General features: G+C 41.3%; 15 protein-coding genes. 9 read left to right on the top strand and 6 right to left on the bottom strand.

What is annotated here, in order from left to right:
• Positions 1 to 1,273 precede the first annotated feature (1,273 nt).
• Positions 1,274 to 1,516 (bottom strand): hypothetical protein, encoded by a 243-nt coding sequence (locus tag N477_RS21775; protein WP_063363228.1) that lies wholly within the window; start codon positions 1,514 to 1,516, stop codon positions 1,274 to 1,276.
• Positions 1,517 to 1,730: 214 nt separating this feature from the next.
• On the opposite strand from N477_RS21775, the gene N477_RS21770 reads away from it, so the two are divergent.
• On the top strand, positions 1,731 to 2,477 hold the full coding sequence (locus tag N477_RS21770) for a type 1 glutamine amidotransferase domain-containing protein (protein ID WP_063363227.1): 747 nt from the start codon (positions 1,731 to 1,733) through the stop codon (positions 2,475 to 2,477).
• 53 nt (positions 2,478 to 2,530) lie between these two features.
• On the opposite strand, the gene N477_RS21765 is transcribed toward N477_RS21770, so the two are convergent.
• Positions 2,531 to 4,753, bottom strand: a complete 2,223-nt coding sequence (locus N477_RS21765) for a M14 family zinc carboxypeptidase (RefSeq protein ID WP_063363226.1) — start codon at positions 4,751 to 4,753, stop codon at positions 2,531 to 2,533.
• Between the two features lie 557 nt (positions 4,754 to 5,310).
• On the opposite strand from N477_RS21765, the gene N477_RS21760 reads away from it, so the two are divergent.
• Entirely contained in the window at positions 5,311 to 5,700 is a 390-nt protein-coding gene (locus tag N477_RS21760; RefSeq protein WP_063363225.1) for a VOC family protein, read from the top strand.
• Positions 5,701 to 5,787: 87 nt separating this feature from the next.
• On the opposite strand, the gene N477_RS21755 is transcribed toward N477_RS21760, so the two are convergent.
• Positions 5,788 to 6,963: a hypothetical protein gene (locus tag N477_RS21755; protein WP_155731993.1), complete on the bottom strand. Its 1,176-nt coding sequence runs from the start codon at positions 6,961 to 6,963 to the stop codon at positions 5,788 to 5,790.
• A 258-nt stretch (positions 6,964 to 7,221) separates the two neighbouring features.
• On the opposite strand from N477_RS21755, the gene N477_RS21750 reads away from it, so the two are divergent.
• The 3 genes from N477_RS21750 to N477_RS21740 all read left to right on the top strand — a co-directional run bounded on the left by N477_RS21750 (position 7,222) and on the right by N477_RS21740 (position 10,226).
• Entirely contained in the window at positions 7,222 to 9,312 is a 2,091-nt protein-coding gene (locus N477_RS21750; protein WP_155731992.1) for a winged helix-turn-helix domain-containing protein, read from the top strand.
• Positions 9,313 to 9,389: 77 nt separating this feature from the next.
• Positions 9,390 to 9,848 (top strand): GNAT family N-acetyltransferase, encoded by a 459-nt coding sequence (locus N477_RS21745; RefSeq protein WP_063363222.1) that lies wholly within the window; start codon positions 9,390 to 9,392, stop codon positions 9,846 to 9,848.
• 30 nt (positions 9,849 to 9,878) lie between these two features.
• Positions 9,879 to 10,226, top strand: a complete 348-nt coding sequence (locus N477_RS21740; protein ID WP_063363221.1) for a hypothetical protein — start codon at positions 9,879 to 9,881, stop codon at positions 10,224 to 10,226.
• 11 nt (positions 10,227 to 10,237) lie between these two features.
• Here N477_RS21740 and N477_RS21735 read toward each other — a convergent pair whose 3' ends face one another.
• Together N477_RS21735 and N477_RS21730 are read right to left on the bottom strand one after the other, a co-directional pair.
• On the bottom strand, positions 10,238 to 11,326 hold the full coding sequence (locus tag N477_RS21735; protein WP_063363220.1) for a linear amide C-N hydrolase: 1,089 nt from the start codon (positions 11,324 to 11,326) through the stop codon (positions 10,238 to 10,240).
• Between the two features lie 122 nt (positions 11,327 to 11,448).
• The gene (locus N477_RS21730) at positions 11,449 to 12,324 is read right to left on the bottom strand and encodes a LysR family transcriptional regulator (RefSeq protein WP_063363219.1); all 876 of its coding nucleotides are present in this window, start codon (positions 12,322 to 12,324) and stop codon (positions 11,449 to 11,451) included.
• Positions 12,325 to 12,477: 153 nt separating this feature from the next.
• Here N477_RS21730 and N477_RS21725 point away from each other — a divergent pair, with 153 nt between their 5' ends.
• Both N477_RS21725 and N477_RS21720 read left to right on the top strand, forming a co-directional pair.
• Positions 12,478 to 13,152 carry a type 1 glutamine amidotransferase domain-containing protein gene (locus N477_RS21725; protein ID WP_063363218.1) on the top strand — a complete coding sequence of 225 codons (675 nt, stop codon included), beginning with the start codon at positions 12,478 to 12,480 and terminating at the stop codon, positions 13,150 to 13,152.
• Between the two features lie 11 nt (positions 13,153 to 13,163).
• The gene (locus N477_RS21720) at positions 13,164 to 13,772 is read left to right on the top strand and encodes a glutathione S-transferase family protein (protein ID WP_063363217.1); all 609 of its coding nucleotides are present in this window, start codon (positions 13,164 to 13,166) and stop codon (positions 13,770 to 13,772) included.
• 30 nt (positions 13,773 to 13,802) lie between these two features.
• Here the strand turns inward: N477_RS21720 and N477_RS21715 are convergent, their stop codons facing one another.
• Entirely contained in the window at positions 13,803 to 16,271 is a 2,469-nt protein-coding gene (locus tag N477_RS21715; protein ID WP_196760677.1) for a M1 family metallopeptidase, read from the bottom strand.
• Positions 16,272 to 16,551: 280 nt separating this feature from the next.
• Between N477_RS21715 and N477_RS21710 the strand changes: the two genes are divergently transcribed.
• Positions 16,552 to 17,373 (top strand): substrate-binding periplasmic protein, encoded by an 822-nt coding sequence (locus N477_RS21710; RefSeq protein ID WP_063363215.1) that lies wholly within the window; start codon positions 16,552 to 16,554, stop codon positions 17,371 to 17,373.
• A gap of 77 nt (positions 17,374 to 17,450) precedes the next feature.
• On the top strand, positions 17,451 to 18,779 hold the full coding sequence (locus tag N477_RS21705) for a hypothetical protein (protein WP_063363214.1): 1,329 nt from the start codon (positions 17,451 to 17,453) through the stop codon (positions 18,777 to 18,779).
• Positions 18,780 to 18,849: the final 70 nt, after the last annotated feature.

Raw genomic sequence — 18,849 nt, 5'->3', positions numbered from 1 at the left:
TATCATGAGCGTTCGCTGGCTGAAACAGGCGTTTATCGTTTTAAACAGCTTACGGGTGACAAATTAACAAGCCGCACCTTCAACAGCCAACACACAGAAGTAATGATTAAAGCCAAGGTGATCAACACGATGAACAGGCTAGGTATGCCTGAATATAGGTAAAAATAACAAGGCTGTCAGTAAAGGCCTATTTGATCAACAAGGCCCTGCTGAATCAGTATGTCCTAGTACATAACCATAAAGCAATAATACTATGCGTGAACTGCAGCTGACCGATAGGGTGGTTGGCAAATTTCTACCCTTTTTATACTGGGAATTTTAATCTCTCAGATCTGCAAAAAAGATAATTACCAACGTGAGCTGAAAAGAAATAAAGTATACGTCGGTATTGCTCACAGGATGCCCACATTTAAGCTGTTCTATAGGCATACAGGAATTGATAAGTATCGAGTACAGGTTAAGCATGTTGAACTTCTACGTTTTCTGCAGAATTTCGCTCTGAATCCTGAGCTGGTTTAAGGTTCTAATTAAACAATGTGAGATAGCTCTGCAATGAATGAATTTATCGCTATATTGTTTGTGACAAAGGCTAAGGCTGTAAATGATATTGTTATTTGAATACGTTACTGAAAGCGGTAAAAGAGAAGAATCAAATAATTAGTAATTCGATATCAAGTGATGAGTATCCATCAATCATTGATAACAGAGAACGTTTTAGGGGTTGGAAATTGCCACTGTGTGAGTAAATGTGGAACAAGTACCGTCATAGCCTTTTTGGAAACGATGCTGCTTGCTTTATTTTGTAGTGCAATCGCCCATTAAGTTGGCAAGTACAGTGATAAAAGCAACGACTGAGATGCTCATGGCATTTAGCGACTGAACCTGTATTCGCCGTTGGTAATGGTAGAAAATTTGCAGGTAATGAGCCGATTGACTCCCTATTGAGTGCGGAAATATATTTTGCTTATCTATATCGTTTTGGAAGTGAGGTGTAAATGAAAATTCCGGTAGTTTATTGAAGCTGTGTATGAAGAAAGGAATAGATCAACGAAAGACGGTATTTGAATACATTCAATGTGCTTATTACAGAGTTAGCAGTTGTACTATAAAGTGTTTAGGGCCTAGGTTAACACCTGTTCTTTTTAAGGAATTAGTAATGGCTCTTTGATATTTTCAAAGTGTCTCATTTTTAAGGTGAGTTCAGGCATTAAGAGTGCAAACGTTGGTGAATCAATTGATATTTAATTGAGCTAGGTTTGCACTCATTTTTGCTTTAACGTTCTACTTGCCAATATACTTTTTCAACGTCCAAGTAACCGTTTTCAGCACGGCATCTAGGCACCCATGCATTTTCCCAGTACCTTGAGATATCGAACCACAGTTTTGTATGGGTTGTTTTATCTAAGCAGGTTACAAGGTAGTAGCGAAAATTAGGATCATTGTGATCATAGGCACTCACGTTTGCGCTGATTAACATAGAAGCGCTAAATAACGACAATAGTATTTTTCTATTCATTAATTTTCCTTTTAATTTTTGAACACAAGTAGGGTAGAACCCAAGTACAAGTTAATATGTATAAAAAAAGTAAGTCAATAGTGTTCTTGCTCTACCAGTTTACTGCTGACAATGTGGATTAAAATTTATTTTGAAATTTTGTTATTTATATTTAAACCTTTTCGTTTTTATTAGCGTCAAAGCTTAATGTAGTTAAAAAATAATAAGGATAAAAATGAAGTATTTATTTTCTCTACTGTTGTTATTGTGTGGTTTACTATCTTTTGATTTGTTGGCTGACGATAGAAAAAAAGTACTGATTATCACGTCTAATTTGGTACATATGGGAGATCCAGATAAAAGCGATGCAAGAAACAATTTATGGGAAGTGGCACCGCCATATCATGTTTTTGTAAGTCATGGAGTTGATGTTGATTTTGTCTCACCAAAAGGCGGTAAAGTCGAGTTTCAAATGGAAGCCTACGGTATCAGTGCCTATACCATGAAATATGAAGGCTTTACTGAAAAAACCAATAATACTTTGAGTCCATCTCAAATTGACCCAAGCCAATATTGGGGTGTGTATATAGGTGGTGGCTACGGCCCATTATTTGACGTAGCAAGCAATAAAGATTTGCAAAAAATCATCGCCGATATTTATGAGGCGGGTGGCATTGTTGGTTCAGCGGGACATGGCGCTGGTGCATTTTCAAATGTAAAGTTGTCTTCAGGTGAGTTTATGATTAAAGGTAAAAAAGTCGCGGGCTTTCCAAATTCGACTGAGCGACGTAAAAGCTGGGCAAAGCAAGGGACCTTATTGCCATTCTTAGTTGAAGAGCAATTAAATAAAAATGGTGCGATTGCGCAAAACAAAAACACGATGAAAGATAAAAAAGCAGTGATTAAAGATGAGCGTATTGTCTCTACGATGTTTATGTATTCCGCTGCAATTGTGGCTAAAGAAATGATGTTGGCTAAGTAATGACCGATATTATAATGCTCAGCACCTATGCTGCTGAGCATTATATCGTTGTTTTAGTTTACGGTGATGAATTGAAAGGTTTCATGGTAGAGCCCGTCATTGTCATAGGCTACAAATGCCACTCTGTATTCCCCAGCTACTGGGAAGGTAAAAGTTTCCTTCACATTACCCGGCAGGTAGAGGCCATCGACGCCAAAGTTCCATAGTCTTTCGGTTATTTGTCCATCAGGATCAGTTGAACTGGATGAGTCAAACTCACATGTGAGATTGCTGCACTGATAGGTGAAGTTGGCAATTGGTAGATATTTACCATCCAAGTCGAATACGGCATGTTTTACTGCTGAGATATCATTGGCATCTTCTACCACCAGCGTGACGTAATAAGTGCCTGCCATTTCATGAACATATTCTATCTTTTCACCTGAGTACTCTTGGCGGTATGTTTCAGATCCAATAAACCAACGGTACTTTAAGCCTGGTTTATCATCCGTGCTTTTTGATGCGTCAAATTGGCAAGTACCATAAGTGCAAGTCGGGGTAAAATCGGCAACTGGCGCTTGATTTTGTGTACTTGCATCATCATCAATCGTCAAGTATTTCGCATATTTAACGCCCCATTGACCGGTAACATCTTGAGCTTTAAGTATTAAAGTGTAACGACCATCATCCCAGTCACTTGTATCGAGTGCGTAGTTTAACTGTTCTTGCGGTGAGTCATAAATGCCGTCGGCTGCAGGGAGTTTAAGCCTTTGTACAATGCCTTCACCTTGCTTTTTAATTATCAGTTTAACTTTTTTGATCGCTTGGCTTGGTGGTAATGGTGTATAAGTTTGTCTACCAAAGAAGTCATCATAAATGCCTGCGGTTAAATTGATGGGGGTACCTGGTGGTATTGCCACATTGCCGGCTCCTTCTAATTTATAATCAAGTATCTGAGGGCCGCCTGATATTTTGTAAGGGGCTTTTGCAACTTTTGCTGCGTAAATCAGGGACTTTAATGTGTTTGGGAAGATCTCACCTTCAAAATTGCCACAGTGCTCAAAAAACTCTCTTCCCAGTTCATAGGTAAAAGATGCAACACCTAATTGGCCATAGGCATAGCCGTCGGCAGAACCGCTAACATGAAAGCGATTGCCTACCTGAAACGCCGCATAGCCATTATAGGCAGCCAGTCGATGTCCTAACATGGATAAACCCGTTGAATTGGGTGGAGGAGTACGTAAGTGTGACCATGGCCACATGATCATACCGCCATGACTATGGATATCAATAAATAGCCCTGCGGTATCCAGCGGCGCTGCGTCTGTGTCTAGCTCTCCGCGATTATCTTCAAAAATACTGTTGATGTAGCTTTGTATAACTTGTGTCTCTGGTTCTGATGCCGCTACTGGGCCTTGGTATGTATTAGAGCATTGTTCATCTGAGGAATAGGGTGTTGAGTTCCAGCCAAAGTCGAAATTACGATTCAAGTCTGCACCGATTTGCTCTTCGTTCGTGGCGCAATAGGCGGTGTTGGTGTTCTTTCGCCATAACTTACCAAGCTCTGCATATTTTCGACCGTCAGGGTTGGCTATTAGTAAAATATGAATTTCTCTCTGGTTTAAAATCCACTTGATATCAGGGTTCGTGCGTCTATTTTCTAACAGGTGCTGTGCAAACTTGATGGTTGTTGCACCTGCTGTATATTCTCTGGCATGCAGAGCGCCTTGCATATACATAGTGGGGAGTTTTTTATCTTTGTTTCTTTTTTTATTTTTTATCACCAGCACTGTGAGGTCGTGGCCGCCAAGACCCTGTTCTTTTTTCCATGACTGCCCAATACGCTTTAACTCGACAAAGTTTGGATATTTTGCGGCGAGCTGTTCGGCAAGTTCATATGTTTCTTCAAGCGTTGGATAACATGGAAAATTAGGTATTCCAGATACTTGGGCCGGAGTTGGTGTATTTTGACTTGCTTTAACCAATGCATTTGCTGCACGGTTTATCGGTTGAGGTGGCGTGTGTTCTAAAATGATGTCGCCAGAGGAACGAGCGGATAAAAACTCTTTATCGCTGAGCGAAACAATAAGCGCATTGTGCAAGGTATCGACAATTTGCCCATGGTACTTTCTCGCATATTCAATCCTCTGCTCTTCATTGGCAAAATAGACAGAATAGTCTTTATACATGTGTTGCGATGAGCTGACACTGTCTGTTGAACTAGTGTGCGCATGTAAGGGGAGTGTCACTGAGCCAAGAGCTAGCAACATGCTTGTTGTTATTAGTTTTTTTAACATTTTATCTCCTTCAATTGTGAGCGGGTAGTGTAAATATTTCAGGTTAAACAGGTCTCCTTTTTGATTTATTTTGTTACATATATTGATGGGGGTGTAAAATGTTATTTTCTATTAATTTGGAGTTTTTTGATTAAAAATGTGCTTTTTTAAGAGCGATAATTTATCACTTTTTAAATGGCTTTTTGATTTTATATCTCACCTTATCAATATATTACCGTTTTTACTTTTCTATTTTTTAAAATGTTTTAATTCTATGGTATGTCATGATTTTAGCTGTTTTTTTATTAATATATTTATCGGTATGGCTGATCTTAAATGTACTTTGATTGGTTTTTAGCTTTTTTATCATGATTGAATACGTGGTTGTAGACGGCGAGGAGGGCAGATGTTGGAGTTAGTTTTTGGGTTTATTTAAGTAGCGCGATTATTCCCATATGTACTTTTACCTGAAAGTAATGCTTAACTCATTTATAATCTAGAACAACTTTCTTGTTAGGCGTAACCTAGTCTGTTGTTACCCCGTTATGACGAATATTAAATTTTAGTGGTGGTTAAGTATGCTTAAGGGTATTCATCATATAGCAATTATTTGCACTGATTATGCAGTTTCTAAGGCTTTTTACACAGAGGTACTAGGTTGCAAAGTACTTGCGGAAAACTATCGTGCGCAAAGGCAGTCGTATAAGTTAGATCTAGCATTACCCGATGGCCGTCAAATAGAGCTGTTTTCATTTCCTCACCCACCCAAACGCCCAAGTCGACCTGAAGCCGCAGGGCTGCGCCATTTGGCATTTCAAGTTGAAGACATAGATGCTGTGATTGCGCATTTACACGCACATAATGTTGCAACTGAGCCGGTTAGAGTGGATGAATATACACATCAGCGCTTTACCTTTTTCCAAGACCCTGATGGGCTACCATTGGAGTTATATGAGGTGAAGGCTTGATGAGCCTGAAGTGTTAACTGTACTGCGGTCATTGAAAAAGATAGAGGTAAAGTGTCGACCACTATCTTTTAAGCACAGATGCATTACCTAGCGCGGTGTTTTAACATGTTCAATGCGCTGTTTGTCTATCTTAATCCAAGCTTGCTCGCCGATATACTTAGTTTTCCAGCTATAGTTTAGATCGGGTTTTATGGCGGTGATCTTTCCCATTTCATTACGCACGATTTGAAATGTTTCGCCTTCCTCACCATCTAATAACCTGAGTGTGTTTTGTGATATTGCTTTGAGGCTGAAAATAAAATGATTTTCACTTCTTGCAATTATGATCTCTCCTTGAAGAATGAGCTCAAACATGTGTCCTTGCTGGGTTTTGTAAAAGCCAAGTAAGGCACTTTTGTCTTGTTTATTCAGCTCGTACGGAGCCGCTTGTATAAAGTTTGTGATGGCACGAATTCGATGGATCGGGTTAAATGTTCGGTTAGGAAAGTGCAGCTTGAAGAACGAAGTAATTTGCTCGTGTTGCGCGATTTTCTCTGGATTTAATCCTTGATTTACTAACTTGGTCACTAAGCTTTTGAGGGCATGACTGTGCTGTATTTGCTCAACAATATGTATTTTGTTAAAAAGCAGCTCGTTTTTATAGGTGCCACCGGGAACGATCACCGTGTTTTCGTCGATGAAGCTGAGCGTTTTTTGCAGGCCATTTATGTGACCCGTTAAACCTTTAGGGCCCAAATAAGTGAGCCAATCATGCCTAAAACTATCCGCGGTAAACAAAACGTTAGCATCTTCTAAGAGAATATTTATCTGGCCATACGAATGCCCCTCACTTTTGATCGTCCGTATATTTTGCCCGCCAAAATACATACTAAACTCATCTCCAATGAGCATTTGGGTGTAAACATCGCGATATTTCAACGCTTTGTGCGAGATAATGGTGGCCCCTTTGTCTGCAAAGTGTTTATTTAGTTGGGTATTGTTACCATCATAGTTACTGTTGATAACGTATTTAACGGGTAAAGGGGATATCTTTTCTAGCTCAGCTTCAAAGTTTTTCACATCATAGGCAACCATGCTGTTGATCAATAGCAATCCATCTTTGCCTACGACGATGCCAAATCCTAAATTCATGGTTTTCCAATGTTTTGTCAAAATATGTACATTGTCGCTTAGTTTTTTGTGTGAGTAATTAGCATGTGCTTTGACCCAAGGTGCGATCACGAGTGATGCCATCATTGCCAGTTTGAAGAATGTATTTCTCAAAGATGTGTCCTCTATGTTATCTCGTTGCCACTATTTTCAATATGATGTTTAACAGTGCAATGAAGGGAAGCTGATGCTTTGCTGTGGAAAAATATTTATATTTTTATCATGGGGTTATTGATTATTCGGTTAAGAATTTATGGCGCAAAAATGATGACATAGAGGTACAAGCGTGTTAAAAAATGGTCGGTATTGGGCCGCATTGGGATCAGGTTGGCTAGCGGTTAGGGATATGATTGAGTTAGAGAGAGCCTTGCTTTGAAAGAGTTTTACATTAATGAGTTCCACGTAGATATGTACCGCTCTCAAATTCGTGTTGACGGCAAAGTACATAGTGTCGAGCCAAAAGTCTTGCAAGTGTTGGCTCTTTTGGCAGAGCATCAAGGCGAGGTTGTCACACATGAGCAATTTTTAGCGCAGATATGGCCAAACATGGTGGTTGGCCCAAATGCCATCCAACGCTGTATTGCACAGTTACGCAAAGTACTCAATGATGATGTCAAAACGCAAGCCTTAATTATGACTCACCCAAAAATTGGGTATAGTCTAATACCAAGTGTGCAATGGACTAAACGAGCCGTAAAAAACGACTTATTAATGAATGCGTGTCCAAGCAAACAAGCCCTATCAGAAAGCACAGCTGGACCTCCGTTCAAAAAATGGGGGTTGGGAGTCGCGATTTTATTTGTTGTTAGTCTACTTACTTGGCAGTTAATGCCACCGATGAATAACGCAGAGCGTGTGCTTAGGATCAATAAGCTTGAGGCGTTAACCGCAACAGACTACAGAGAGATCAAACCCAGCTTTTCACCCGATGGCCGCTATATTATTTTTCAACGTCATTTAGGTGGTTGTCAGAATGAACTATGGGCGAAAGACCGAAAAACCAATCGAGAGTACCGATTAACCAAAGAAGTTGGTTACTACGGTGCGCCAAGTTGGTCGCCAGATGGTCAGCAAGTGGTTTTTTCAAGTGTTGCAGCGTGCCAGCAAACGCAGCAGTTGACCGGCTGTAGTGAACTTCGTGCATTGTCGTTTTCAGTGGCGAAAACACAAGCGCAGCAATCTCGGCGTTTGCTAGCCTGTGATGGTAACGATTATGATTCTCCAGTATGGATAGCAGATGACAAAATTGCATTTATTAATAGAGGATCTGAGGAAGAACACGTTGGTATCTTGTCGTTAAAAGATAATAAGGTAAGCGTTCTTTACAAGCCGGAAGATAAAACGCTTTATTTTCTTGATTATGGATATATGCAAAATAAGATTGCGATATCAGAGCGCGATGCCATCAATCGATTTAGCTTGGTTACGATAGACATGGAGACACAGGCACAAAATCGCATTGAACTTGAGCCAAACCCCCAGCATAAATACGCTAAGTTTTGGCAGCTGAGTTGGCATCCGAGTGAAGAGTCACTGATCACCGCTGCAAATAACGGTTTGTACAAAGTTGATATGAATGGGCAGTTTCATGCTTACACTTTGCCAATGGCCGAGCATATTTATACACCCAAGTTTCACCCTAATGGCCATACTTTAGTTGCCTCTATGGGGGCGTTTGATTACGACCTTGGGTTTGGCAATATTCATCACTCTGAACTAACAAGCTTTGCGCGTAGTACTCAAAACGAGTTTAATGCGCAGTTGCAATCAAATGGGGAGCATATCGCGTTTATCTCTGATCGCAGTGGTTCGAGGCAAGTATGGCTGGCGGCAAAAGAGCGAGCATCAGACGTCATGCCTTTACAGCTTAGTCAGTTTACTAAAAACCACTATTTACAAGATTTTGTTTGGTCACAAAACGCCAGTGTAATCATTGCCGCAGCGGGACATTCGTTACATTTATTGGATTTAAATGGGGAGCATACAAGTATTGCGACCCCGTTTGAAATTGTTGACGTTTATCAGGCGCTGAGTGAAAACCGCGTGTTACTAAAAGCGGTCGTGAATGACGCGTTTAAACTGGTTTTGTATGATTACAGTAGCCATGAATATAGCTTGTTTACAGCTAATAAAGTGAACAGTGCTCGAGTTGGTAGTCAGAAGCAGCTTTATATACTCAATGAAAATGGCAACATTTATGTGAATCATGGTTCTGATTTGAGCTCGCTGATTGATACGGCAACATTAGGTTTAAATCAACTTCTCGATGTGCAAGGTGAGCTGATTTTTGCTGCTTCAAGAAATGGCAAAATTTGGCAGGTTAATATGCAAACTCAAGTAAAAACTGTGCTGTATGAAGGGCCAAGAAATATCGATATATTCTCAGATTTCAATCCCAAAACTGGCGATGTGTTATTTTCACACTTGGCGTCCAGTAAAAATGAGATAGTGGTATTAGAGTAGTCAATCGCTTGCAACTTATGACACTATAAAATGCAGATTAATAAGGCAATTGAGACGACTTAAAAGGAGTGAGTAAAATGGCGATTATCCGCGTGGCAACGCAATCTGACTTAACTGGTTTAGTAAAGCTGTTTAAAGAGCTCAGGCCTCATGATCCAGAAGCGTCTCATGATGCTTTAATATCAGGTTGGAAAATCATTGAGCATGATGAAAATAACCACTTTATTGTTGCTGAATTAGACGGTGAGATAGCATCCACCTGCCAGCTGGCGATAGTAACGACACTAACTAATGGTGTGCGGCCGTTTGCCGTTATTGAGCATGTTATTACTGGGGCGCAATTTCGGCGCAGAGGACTGAGTGAAAAGGTCATAGAGGCTGCTGTTGAGCTGGCTTGGCAGCAAGGGTGTTATAAAGTCATGTTGTTGTCTGGTGAAACTCGAACTGCCGCCCACGGGGTATATGAAAAAGTAGGCTTTATCTCAGGGACTGAACGCGGCTTTGTGATTAAGAATCCTCACCTCGATAAAAATTAATGCTTTATATTTGAGTTTGAAAAGGGAGAGATGGTGCTAAAACAGCTATTCAAGTGGCAAGTTGGTCGACAAAAATCTGGCTATCATAAAATGTTACTTATGGGCGCACATTGGCCTGTTAAGTTTGATGTTTATTTACTTAAGTTCCCAGAAGGCTGTGAAGTGCCTAAGCATGTTGATGAAGTCTCTTCAGGCCGTCACTTTAGATTGAATCTCGTATTGAAAAAAGCCAACAAAGGTGGCGAGTTTGTGTGTCAGTCGCCACTTTATGAATCTGACAGAGTAAAGCTGTTTCGACCTGATCGCTGTATACATTCTGTGTCTAGGGTAGAGAAAGGAGAGCGGCTGTTACTCAGCATCGGTTGGATCCGATGCTGAGCACATATGAGTTAGGCACCAATACGGCATATCTCATCTGGGATGAATAAGTTGGGGCTGTATGGGTCGAGCACAGGTGTAAGTAGCTCGTTGACTTGACCTTCATAGCTATTATTGATGACCTGATTGTCTGAGCTGATGGTGACCATATCTAAGCACTTCACTGGCTCATTAAAATCAAATGTATGTAGGTCCACCCAAATGGTGTTGGCGGTACGAGCATTACTAAAGTAATATTTTTGCTCGCTGTGATTGACTAACGTTGTCCAAAGCGTATTTGAAATGTTTGGGCTTTCAGTCATTTGCACATTATATCCAAGCGGTACACAGGCATTCGCCACAACTGATTTTGCTTGAGCGAGTGCTTCATCATGGCTGGTCGGGGCATTCATATGGCTAATATAGAATAATGCGCGTTCAAATCTGTCTGCAGAAAATGGTCCACCCGGTATGGTGTGACTGGCGGCAATATTTTCATCTGACCATTGCCACTTCCAATATGCATCAATTTTTAATTGCTGGTCATAACTAGGGTCGTTGGTCATCACGACATACTCATCTTTGCTGTGAATGTAAAACTGACCGTTGTACACTTCGATGATAGCAGAGTTACCTGTTACATCCGATACAGATAGGTGTAATGTTGCAGGTTTGCCGTCACTGTTTGGCACATCTGCTGACACCAACTCAATTTTTTGTTGCTCGAATTCGCTGACAACTTCTTTTACAAAAACGAAATTATCTAAAACATATTGCACCCAACGCAGCACGCTCAGTTGTCCTTCTTTGCAAGGCTGGTCTTTCGCATAGGTGGCATTGCAATCGTAGAGTACGTTTGCGGCCAGACCCATAGAGTTCATGCCATCAGAAGACGCCCAGCCACTTTGCTCGTCACCGACCATTGCAACGACACTGGCATATTTTGAGCACCATTTTAGCGCTTTTTCGTTATCTTTTTTGTTATCAGAAATGGGCATGCCTATTTTGTTTAGGCCTTTATCAAAGGTAAATAAGCTAGTAGGTAAAGGGAACATCCAGTCCATGTTTCTAGCTGTTGCAATGTACTTGCGATTGAGGTTATTTAGCACTCGAGTACACATCGACTTTCTCCTTAAACACGCTTGATACGTGATGAGTATGGGTTAATATCGTCTTTGATAGTAATCCTGAGTGCCAAGAAAAAACATTACACTTTATAACAGCTTAATTAGAGCATGGTTGATCAAAAGTCTTGAAAATGTTGCAGTAAATAGTCGATGGCCAAACGCGCACGTAGCGGCTGAAATTGACGGTTTTGATATACAATCCAACTCGTTGCGCCCGAACTCCAAAATGGCTTTAAAATAGGCGTCAGTTGCCCTGCCTCAATGGCGCTGTCAAAAGTACGTTCTGGCATATAGGCGATACCAAGCCCTTGCATGCAAGCAGACACCACAACGTTCGCATTGTTGCTGCGCCAGTTTCCCTTTACCTTGTACCCTTGCTTTGTGCCATCCACTAAAAATGACCATGTATCGTTATTAGCAATAATACAGTTATGGTGTTTAAGCTCAGACGGGTGAGTGGGTGTCCCGTTTTGGGCTAAGTATTCGGGGCTTGCCACAGCCATCATTGAGCGGCTGATGAGCTTGCGAGCAATTAAATTTGAGTCATGGAGCTCACCATAGCGAATGGCGAAGTCGATGCCATCTTCAACAAAATTAACCATACGGCTGTTAAAGTCGATTTCGATGGACAGTTCAGGGTGAAGCTTGGCAAATGCCATCAGTGCAGGGGCGATGTAATTTTCAGCAAAACCGCCTGCGGCACTGACGCGTAAAGTGCCGCTTAAATTAAATTGTTGCTGTGCGAGTTGCTCATTGGCTTGTTGCAAGCCAGTGATCAGCTGCTTGCATTGCTGATAATAAAAGACGCCATTTTCTGTGAGGTTGATTTGTCTTGTTGTTCTGGCAAACAGGCTACAGCCTACACGTTGCTCGAGTCGAGAAATTTGTCGACTGATATGGCTGGTGCTGCAATTTAGTACTTTTGCAGCTGATGAGAACCCGCCGCTTTCAGCAACCGCTACAAATTCAAAAACACCATCAAAGCTATCCATTAAAAAAACGCCTACTCTTAAGTTTAAATTTGATAAATGAGAGAACTATTTTTGCTAAATAGCAAAAGAGTTTCACTGATTTAGCTAATTATCATTTATTTGGAAAAAATATACAGTACTAATCAAGATAACTTAAGCCAAAGGACAGTAGAGATGAAAAAAGTTCTGATCCCAGTCACTAATCATGCCACGTTAGGAGATACTGATCAGCCTAACGGAACGTATGCTCCTGAACTCACTCACGTTGTTGCAGTGCTCAATGCCAATCACATTGAGTTTGATATTGTGTCACTCAAAGGCGGTAAAGCGCCGTTATACGGCACAGATGCAGAAGGTGACCAAGTAAATAGTGATATTCTGGCAGATACGGCATTCATGCAAAAAGTTGACAATACGCAACCGATTATTGACGTAAACATAGATGATTATGACGCTATTTTTTACCCAGGTGGTTTTGGTTTGTTAAGCGATTTAGCCACAGACACAACTATGAGTAGTTTGGCAGCAAAACACTATGAATCGGGTGGTTTGATTGCGGCGGTATGTCATGGGCCGGCGGCTTTATTGCCTATCACGTTAAGTAATGGCAAAGCGTTACTGGCAGACAAAAAAGTCACGTCATTCACGCGAGAAGAAGAAGTCGATTTTGGCACCATTAACGACATTCCATTTTTGTTAGAAGAGTCACTAACAAGATTGGCGGCGCAGTTTAATAAAGTACAGCCTTGGCAGAGCTTTACAATAGAAGACGAGAGAGTGATCACAGGGCAAAACCCGGCCAGTGCGCACGCAGTCGGCGAGTTACTTGTGAATAAACTGACTGGGTAAGGAGCTAAGTAATGATTACCGTTCACCATTTGAATGAGTCTCGCTCGACACGGGTTATTTGGTTGCTTGAAGAGCTCAAAATGCCTTTTGAGGTTGTGCATCATCAAAGAGATGAAAGTACCAAGTTAGCACCGCCTAGTTTAGGTGAAGTACACCCACTAAATAAAGCCCCTGTGATTGAACATAATGGTCACGTATTGTGTGAGTCAGGTGCCGTATTGGAGTACATTCTAGATCAAAGTAGTGAAGGTTTGCTTCGTCCAGCTAAAGACGACGATACTTACTATGCGTACTTAGAGTGGCTGCATTTTGCAGAAGGTTCGCTCGGGCTGCCGTTGATCACCTATTTGTTGATGCAAATGGAAGCTCGTTCGGGTGACGCGCCATTAGATGGATATATTGCGAAAGAATTGAGTTTAGATCTTGGTTACATTGATGAGACCTTGGCTAAGCGAGCGTATTTTGCAGGTGATGAGTTTAGCGCTGCAGATATCATGATGACGATTTCACTAGAAATAGCAGGCAGCTTAAAGCTACTGGAAAATCGACCCCATATTCAAGCTTATTTAACTCGTGTTCAAGCACGGCCTGCCTATCAAAAAGCGCGCACTTTTGGATAAATAAAAAGAGCTGAATTCAGCTCTTTGTATTTAGTGTATTGATGCAATGCTCTGGCTTATCTTTTTTGAGCGTTTGGTGCATTGCTCAATATTATGCATGACGACGTTCAGCTTTTCTTCGAGTCCCTCAATGTGCAACCAAGTATTAAATAACTTGCTGACAGCCTGCTGCTGCGCCTTAGAGCAGGATGTAATGAAGCTATATGGAAACCACTGTAATGAAGCCGGCGTAATTCGAGCAATGATTTTATCTTTTCTTTTTGCGATTAAATCGGCAGCAATGACTCTGAGAGCAGGATTGAAAGCCGGATATTGAAAGTTCACGTCGATGACCATGCCTTTTGTCGCATCGCTAAGAAGTAAGTCATAGTACAGTTTCACTTTCTCGGCATTATTCACATATCCCAGTGCTGGTAACATGCTGTCTTTTACCTGACTGGGCATTTGCTTAAACTGTGTGACTAACTGTTGGTACTGAGCATTGGTTGTGCTGCTTGCAAGCACGGCAATCATTTTATCTAAATGCGGGTGCTGCTGACTATTTGGCCTGTAGTAATACTCTTTTGCTGTTTTTATTGCATCAGGTGCTTTTAAGTAAAGGCCAAAAAACTGTAATACGTCTCCACCATATGGCTTTTTAAGCAGAGTCTCCCAGTCTGGTTGGTGCGTGATCTGTGCACTTAAATAGCGAGCGAATGGCTGTTGATGGCCAAGCTGTATATGGTCAATAAATACGTAGTGCAATTCGTTGATGAGTGTATTGGCCTGTTCTGAGTCTAGTGGCAGTTGGTTTAATTCCCGCACCACACTGTCAATATACGCCATGTATTCAATGTGGCCACTGATTGCCATAGATTGTTGATTATCCCGATAGGAGGCCTGCTCGGATGGACTGAGCTTGTCAAAAGGAAACTCTTTAAGCCCTGTACCATCAATATAACGAAAATAGCCAGCACCATTTGTATCTAGGAATATGCTTTGGACGTTGGCGGGGAGGGTAATCTTAAGTTCAGCGCCTTCTAATATCAGCTTTTGTGTGGAGACTTGTTTTCCATCCCATAACTTTAGTGATACTGGAACTGTCCAGAGCATATCGTTTCTATCTAATAAATCGTTTTGTGCTAATACATAATGATCACCTCTTTTGGAAATGGTTACCAGTGGGTAGCCGGTGTTTTGGGTGAAACTGGTGATCATGTTTTGTAGTTTAGTCTCGGGTAATAGGGCTAAAAACTGGTCCGTACTGACATTTTTACCGGCAAATTTTTTCACGTAAAGTTGTAAACGCTGTTGCAGTGCTTCAGCGCCATAAGCTTGTTCAAGCATTTCTAAAATAGCGCGGCCTTTGGTGTAATAAAGTTGACCATATGCCACTGTATCTTCACGTGTTTTAACATCAAAAATCAGTGGGATTGCATGCTGGTTATCGTCATTGAATGCCTTTGCTTGCGGTACATGTGTGCAAGATGCGGTGTCTGGATAGAGAGTCTTAACCACCTTCGCGGCAATAAACTCAGTAAAAGATTCATTAAGCCAATAATCATCGTACCATGCCATGGTTATGTCGTTGCCAAACCAACTGTGGGCGATTTCATGGGCAATGAGCTTTTTAAACTGACAATGTGCACGCAAAGTTGCATCTGAGGAGGGGACTTGATTTTCATTTAATGCCACTAAACCGAGATTTTCCATCGCTGCAATGCCACCAAAATTGCCTATTACAAAGTCGAGCCTTTGGAAAGGGAAGGGGCTTTGTAAATAATCTTCGATAAAGGAGACGGAATCTACGACAACTTTATCAAAATAAGGAGGCAGCATAGCTTTATGACTCACAGGGCTGTATACCATGGTATTGAGATTGTTTTTAGTTAGTTTCTGCTGTGCAAATTGACCGACTGCCAGTGCAAGGATATCGGTATTCATTTTTGGAGTTTTATTGAACTGAGTGACTTTTGCATCACCCTCGTACGTGACAGAGCTTGCTTGGGTGTTGTGAAGTACCGTATATGATTTTGGCGTTGTAACGTTAAAGCTAAATGTCGCTTTTTTATCTGGTTCATCCAGTGTTGGAAATACTCTGCGCGCTTCCATCGATTGGAACTGTGATAGTAAATACACTTGACCTTTGTCATTTTGAACTCGATACAATCCCTCCACATGGTCAGATATTGCAGCTCGGTATTTTATTTTAAGCGTTGCATCGCCTTTGATTTCTATGGGTAATGCATGGGTGACAATTTCATACTGATTTGGCTTTGTTATATTGAGTGGCCACTTTTTACCTTGATAAACAAGTGAGGCCTGTGTGATATCAAGGCCTTTACTGTGGTATGCGAGCGATTTAGTGGGTATTTCGAGTATCAGGTTGAGTTCAGTCGAGCCTGAAAAAGTGGGGCTACTGGGATCGATTTGTAAGTTTACTGACTGATGCTTTAGGTGGACATGCGTTGGCAATCGATAATCGACATCTGCTGTCGCGATGGCGAGCCACGAATTCATTATCAGAATCAGTGTAAAAATATACATTTTCAACCGCATTGTATCCCCATTAAGTTTTATTATTGTTGTGCATGAGAGAGGCTTAAGAACAAGCTTTGCCTGAACTAGTGTACAAGGCCTAGATATAACTAGTACATAATGAAGGGTTTTTAAAGGTTAATTTAATACTAAAGGCTGTATTTTATAACTTTGAAAGACGCTTGCTCTGTCGATATTTGCTTTGTCATAAATGGCGAACTTAACTAAGCTTTCTATAAGAGCGATTTATTTAGGCGGCAAAATGGTCCTGTTGTTGCGAGCATTGACTGTTGTATATTTATCCGTTGGTTTTGCTTGCCATGCTGCGCTTAAGACTGTGTCGGTTATTACCTTACCTGATTATGCGCCATTTGGTTTTTTAGATAATGGTGATACGCATGTTGTGCGAGTAGCACCGGGTGAAGACAGCCCTGTATTTAAAGGCTTTGCGTGGGATGTAGTCCGTGAGAGTTTTCATGAAATGGGTTATACCGTGGAGCTATGGGTTGTGCCCTGGGCCAGAGCACTGACTTATCTCGATAATGGCCGTGTTGATTTGATATTCCCCGTTAGCATCAGCGAAGAACGCCTTAAGATATATCGATATTCAAAAGAGTATGTTAATACAGTCTATTACCGTATATATGTATTAAAAGAGCAACCTATTGAGTGGGACTCGCTCGCTACGTTCGATGGTAAAACCATTGCACAAATGCGTGGCTTTAATTACGGTGCTAAATGGGCTCAGGCAACTGACATTAAAAAGTATGATGTTGGTGGCATATTTCAAGGTTTTGAGATGTTAAAAAGTAAACGCGTGCATGGCTTTGCTGGATATGAAGGGGTCTGGGATATTGTACTGCAGCAACATAATTTAGAGAATGAAATTGTCAAACTCCCCATGTTTGATAGCAATAAAGAGTTTATCGCTGCGTCATACGGCAATCCGATGGCAAAAAAACTTTTAAAACAGTTTGATTTGGGCAGGCAGCGGATCACAGAAAACGGCACAATGACGAGGATAAAACATAAGTGGTCAGCAGTGCTCAGTGAGCAAGTTGAAGCACCTGTACAGCGAAACTAATGTAAACTTTGTGATTTTTTATTAAGTATTCTAGCCGTTTGCCGATACCCTAAGATGATTGAATAATAAGGATTATTATGAAAGTATCGTCTGCAAATGGTGTATTGAGTTACGCCTCTGTGCCAATGAGCCCCTCTTATGATAAACCGCACAATAGCGCTGTGAGTGCGGATACGGTGTCTTTGTCTAAGCAAGCTATCAATCGCCATCCACTTTTAAGCAAACCTGCGTTTATTCAAGGTGCCGCAGATTTATCAGGGGGCGCACAGCGCAATGAAGCTGGTGAGGTGACAAGTTATAGTGGTTTGTCATCACAAGCGCAGGTGGAGGATTTTATGGCAATCTTTGAGAGAATGTCATCCTCGCATCAAACTAAGCTGCGTTACTTGCCTGTGGATGAGTCATTTTTAACGTTAGCTTATAAACTCACTGACCAGCAAATTGAAACTGTGATAGACAGCGCCTTTGCACTGTCAAAGCAATATGTGTCTCAGCAACAGAGCGGCCAAGAGCCAGTTAGTGATTACATTAACAATCTCAGCGCTTTATCAGATGATAAATTGGCAGTGACCTTGGATTTAACCAAGTCTGTCTTTGATTTGGGAGAGCAAGAGTTAGCAGATAGGGCACTTAGCAACCGCTATCCTGTTGGGGTTATGTGGGGCACTACAGAAGATAAGCGTTTATATAAACCTGATCAGGCGCACCCTACACATGCGTTTATCACACAAGAACCGCTTGGTGCAAAGATGATTGAAGATTTAACCCATGCGGCTCAAGCGTTCACCATGGATGAACTTACTCAACTGAAACAGGGTATAGAGGGAAGAAGTTACTTGGCGACACGCGGTATTTTGGATATGGCCGCGCTGGTGTCTGACAATGACAATGACAAAGAAAGCCTATTTACATTATTAAGTGAAGAACATGCGCACACGGATGCGCTATTTAGCTTTTTTGGCACTCAGTCAGACAAATTAGCATTTACGTCTTTTTATCATGCAAAGCAGGGCAGTGATATTGATGATGAAAACGTGGTTAAACTTTATTACACCTACAATACCGATTCTGATATGCAGCGCACAGCCATGATGGGTGATATGTTCAAATTGCATAACCAGCAAGGACTCGAGTTCGTCAATGATGCAGTCAATATGTTGCAACTGACGAATGCGTCACAAAGAAGTGATATATGGCAGCAGTGGCAGGGCGAGACTACTGGCGCTGATGCTGTGTCTTTAGATGATTTAGCGCTGCAAATCGAGGCGAGTAAAGAAGATGAAGGCGATAAAAAGCAGCAACTGCGTAATGAAATACGTGAAAGCTTTAAATGGAACTTTGCAACCGGATTTGATAGCGCCCTCGATGAGATTAGGGTTTCAAAAACCAATAAACCAGAGCAATGATTTGTTGGTTTGAGAGCGGAACATTTGGCTAACATGAGCAGACTAAATGTTCATTTTCTAAAAAGTTGAA

This window comes from Pseudoalteromonas luteoviolacea H33-S (genome assembly GCF_001625695.1).
Classification (GTDB): Bacteria; Pseudomonadota; Gammaproteobacteria; order Enterobacterales; family Alteromonadaceae; genus Pseudoalteromonas; species Pseudoalteromonas luteoviolacea_B.
The sequence above is the reverse complement of the archived record's forward strand: the minus strand, read 5'-3'. Positions and strand labels throughout refer to the sequence as shown.

What these genes read in the sequence shown, in the direction of transcription:
- N477_RS21775 (WP_063363228.1), bottom strand. Translation starts at nt 1,516, where the DNA reads ATGAATAGAAAAATACTATTGTCGTTATTTAGCGCTTCTATGTTAATC.
- N477_RS21770 (WP_063363227.1), top strand. Translation starts at nt 1,731, where the DNA reads ATGAAGTATTTATTTTCTCTACTGTTGTTATTGTGTGGTTTACTATCT.
- N477_RS21765 (WP_063363226.1), bottom strand. Translation starts at nt 4,753, where the DNA reads ATGTTAAAAAAACTAATAACAACAAGCATGTTGCTAGCTCTTGGCTCA.
- N477_RS21760 (WP_063363225.1), top strand. Translation starts at nt 5,311, where the DNA reads ATGCTTAAGGGTATTCATCATATAGCAATTATTTGCACTGATTATGCA.
- N477_RS21745 (WP_063363222.1), top strand. Translation starts at nt 9,390, where the DNA reads ATGGCGATTATCCGCGTGGCAACGCAATCTGACTTAACTGGTTTAGTA.
- N477_RS21740 (WP_063363221.1), top strand. Translation starts at nt 9,879, where the DNA reads ATGGTGCTAAAACAGCTATTCAAGTGGCAAGTTGGTCGACAAAAATCT.
- N477_RS21735 (WP_063363220.1), bottom strand. Translation starts at nt 11,326, where the DNA reads ATGTGTACTCGAGTGCTAAATAACCTCAATCGCAAGTACATTGCAACA.
- N477_RS21730 (WP_063363219.1), bottom strand. Translation starts at nt 12,324, where the DNA reads ATGGATAGCTTTGATGGTGTTTTTGAATTTGTAGCGGTTGCTGAAAGC.
- N477_RS21725 (WP_063363218.1), top strand. Translation starts at nt 12,478, where the DNA reads ATGAAAAAAGTTCTGATCCCAGTCACTAATCATGCCACGTTAGGAGAT.
- N477_RS21720 (WP_063363217.1), top strand. Translation starts at nt 13,164, where the DNA reads ATGATTACCGTTCACCATTTGAATGAGTCTCGCTCGACACGGGTTATT.
- N477_RS21715 (WP_196760677.1), bottom strand. Translation starts at nt 16,271, where the DNA reads ATGAATTCGTGGCTCGCCATCGCGACAGCAGATGTCGATTATCGATTG.
- N477_RS21710 (WP_063363215.1), top strand. Translation starts at nt 16,552, where the DNA reads ATGGTCCTGTTGTTGCGAGCATTGACTGTTGTATATTTATCCGTTGGT.
- N477_RS21705 (WP_063363214.1), top strand. Translation starts at nt 17,451, where the DNA reads ATGAAAGTATCGTCTGCAAATGGTGTATTGAGTTACGCCTCTGTGCCA.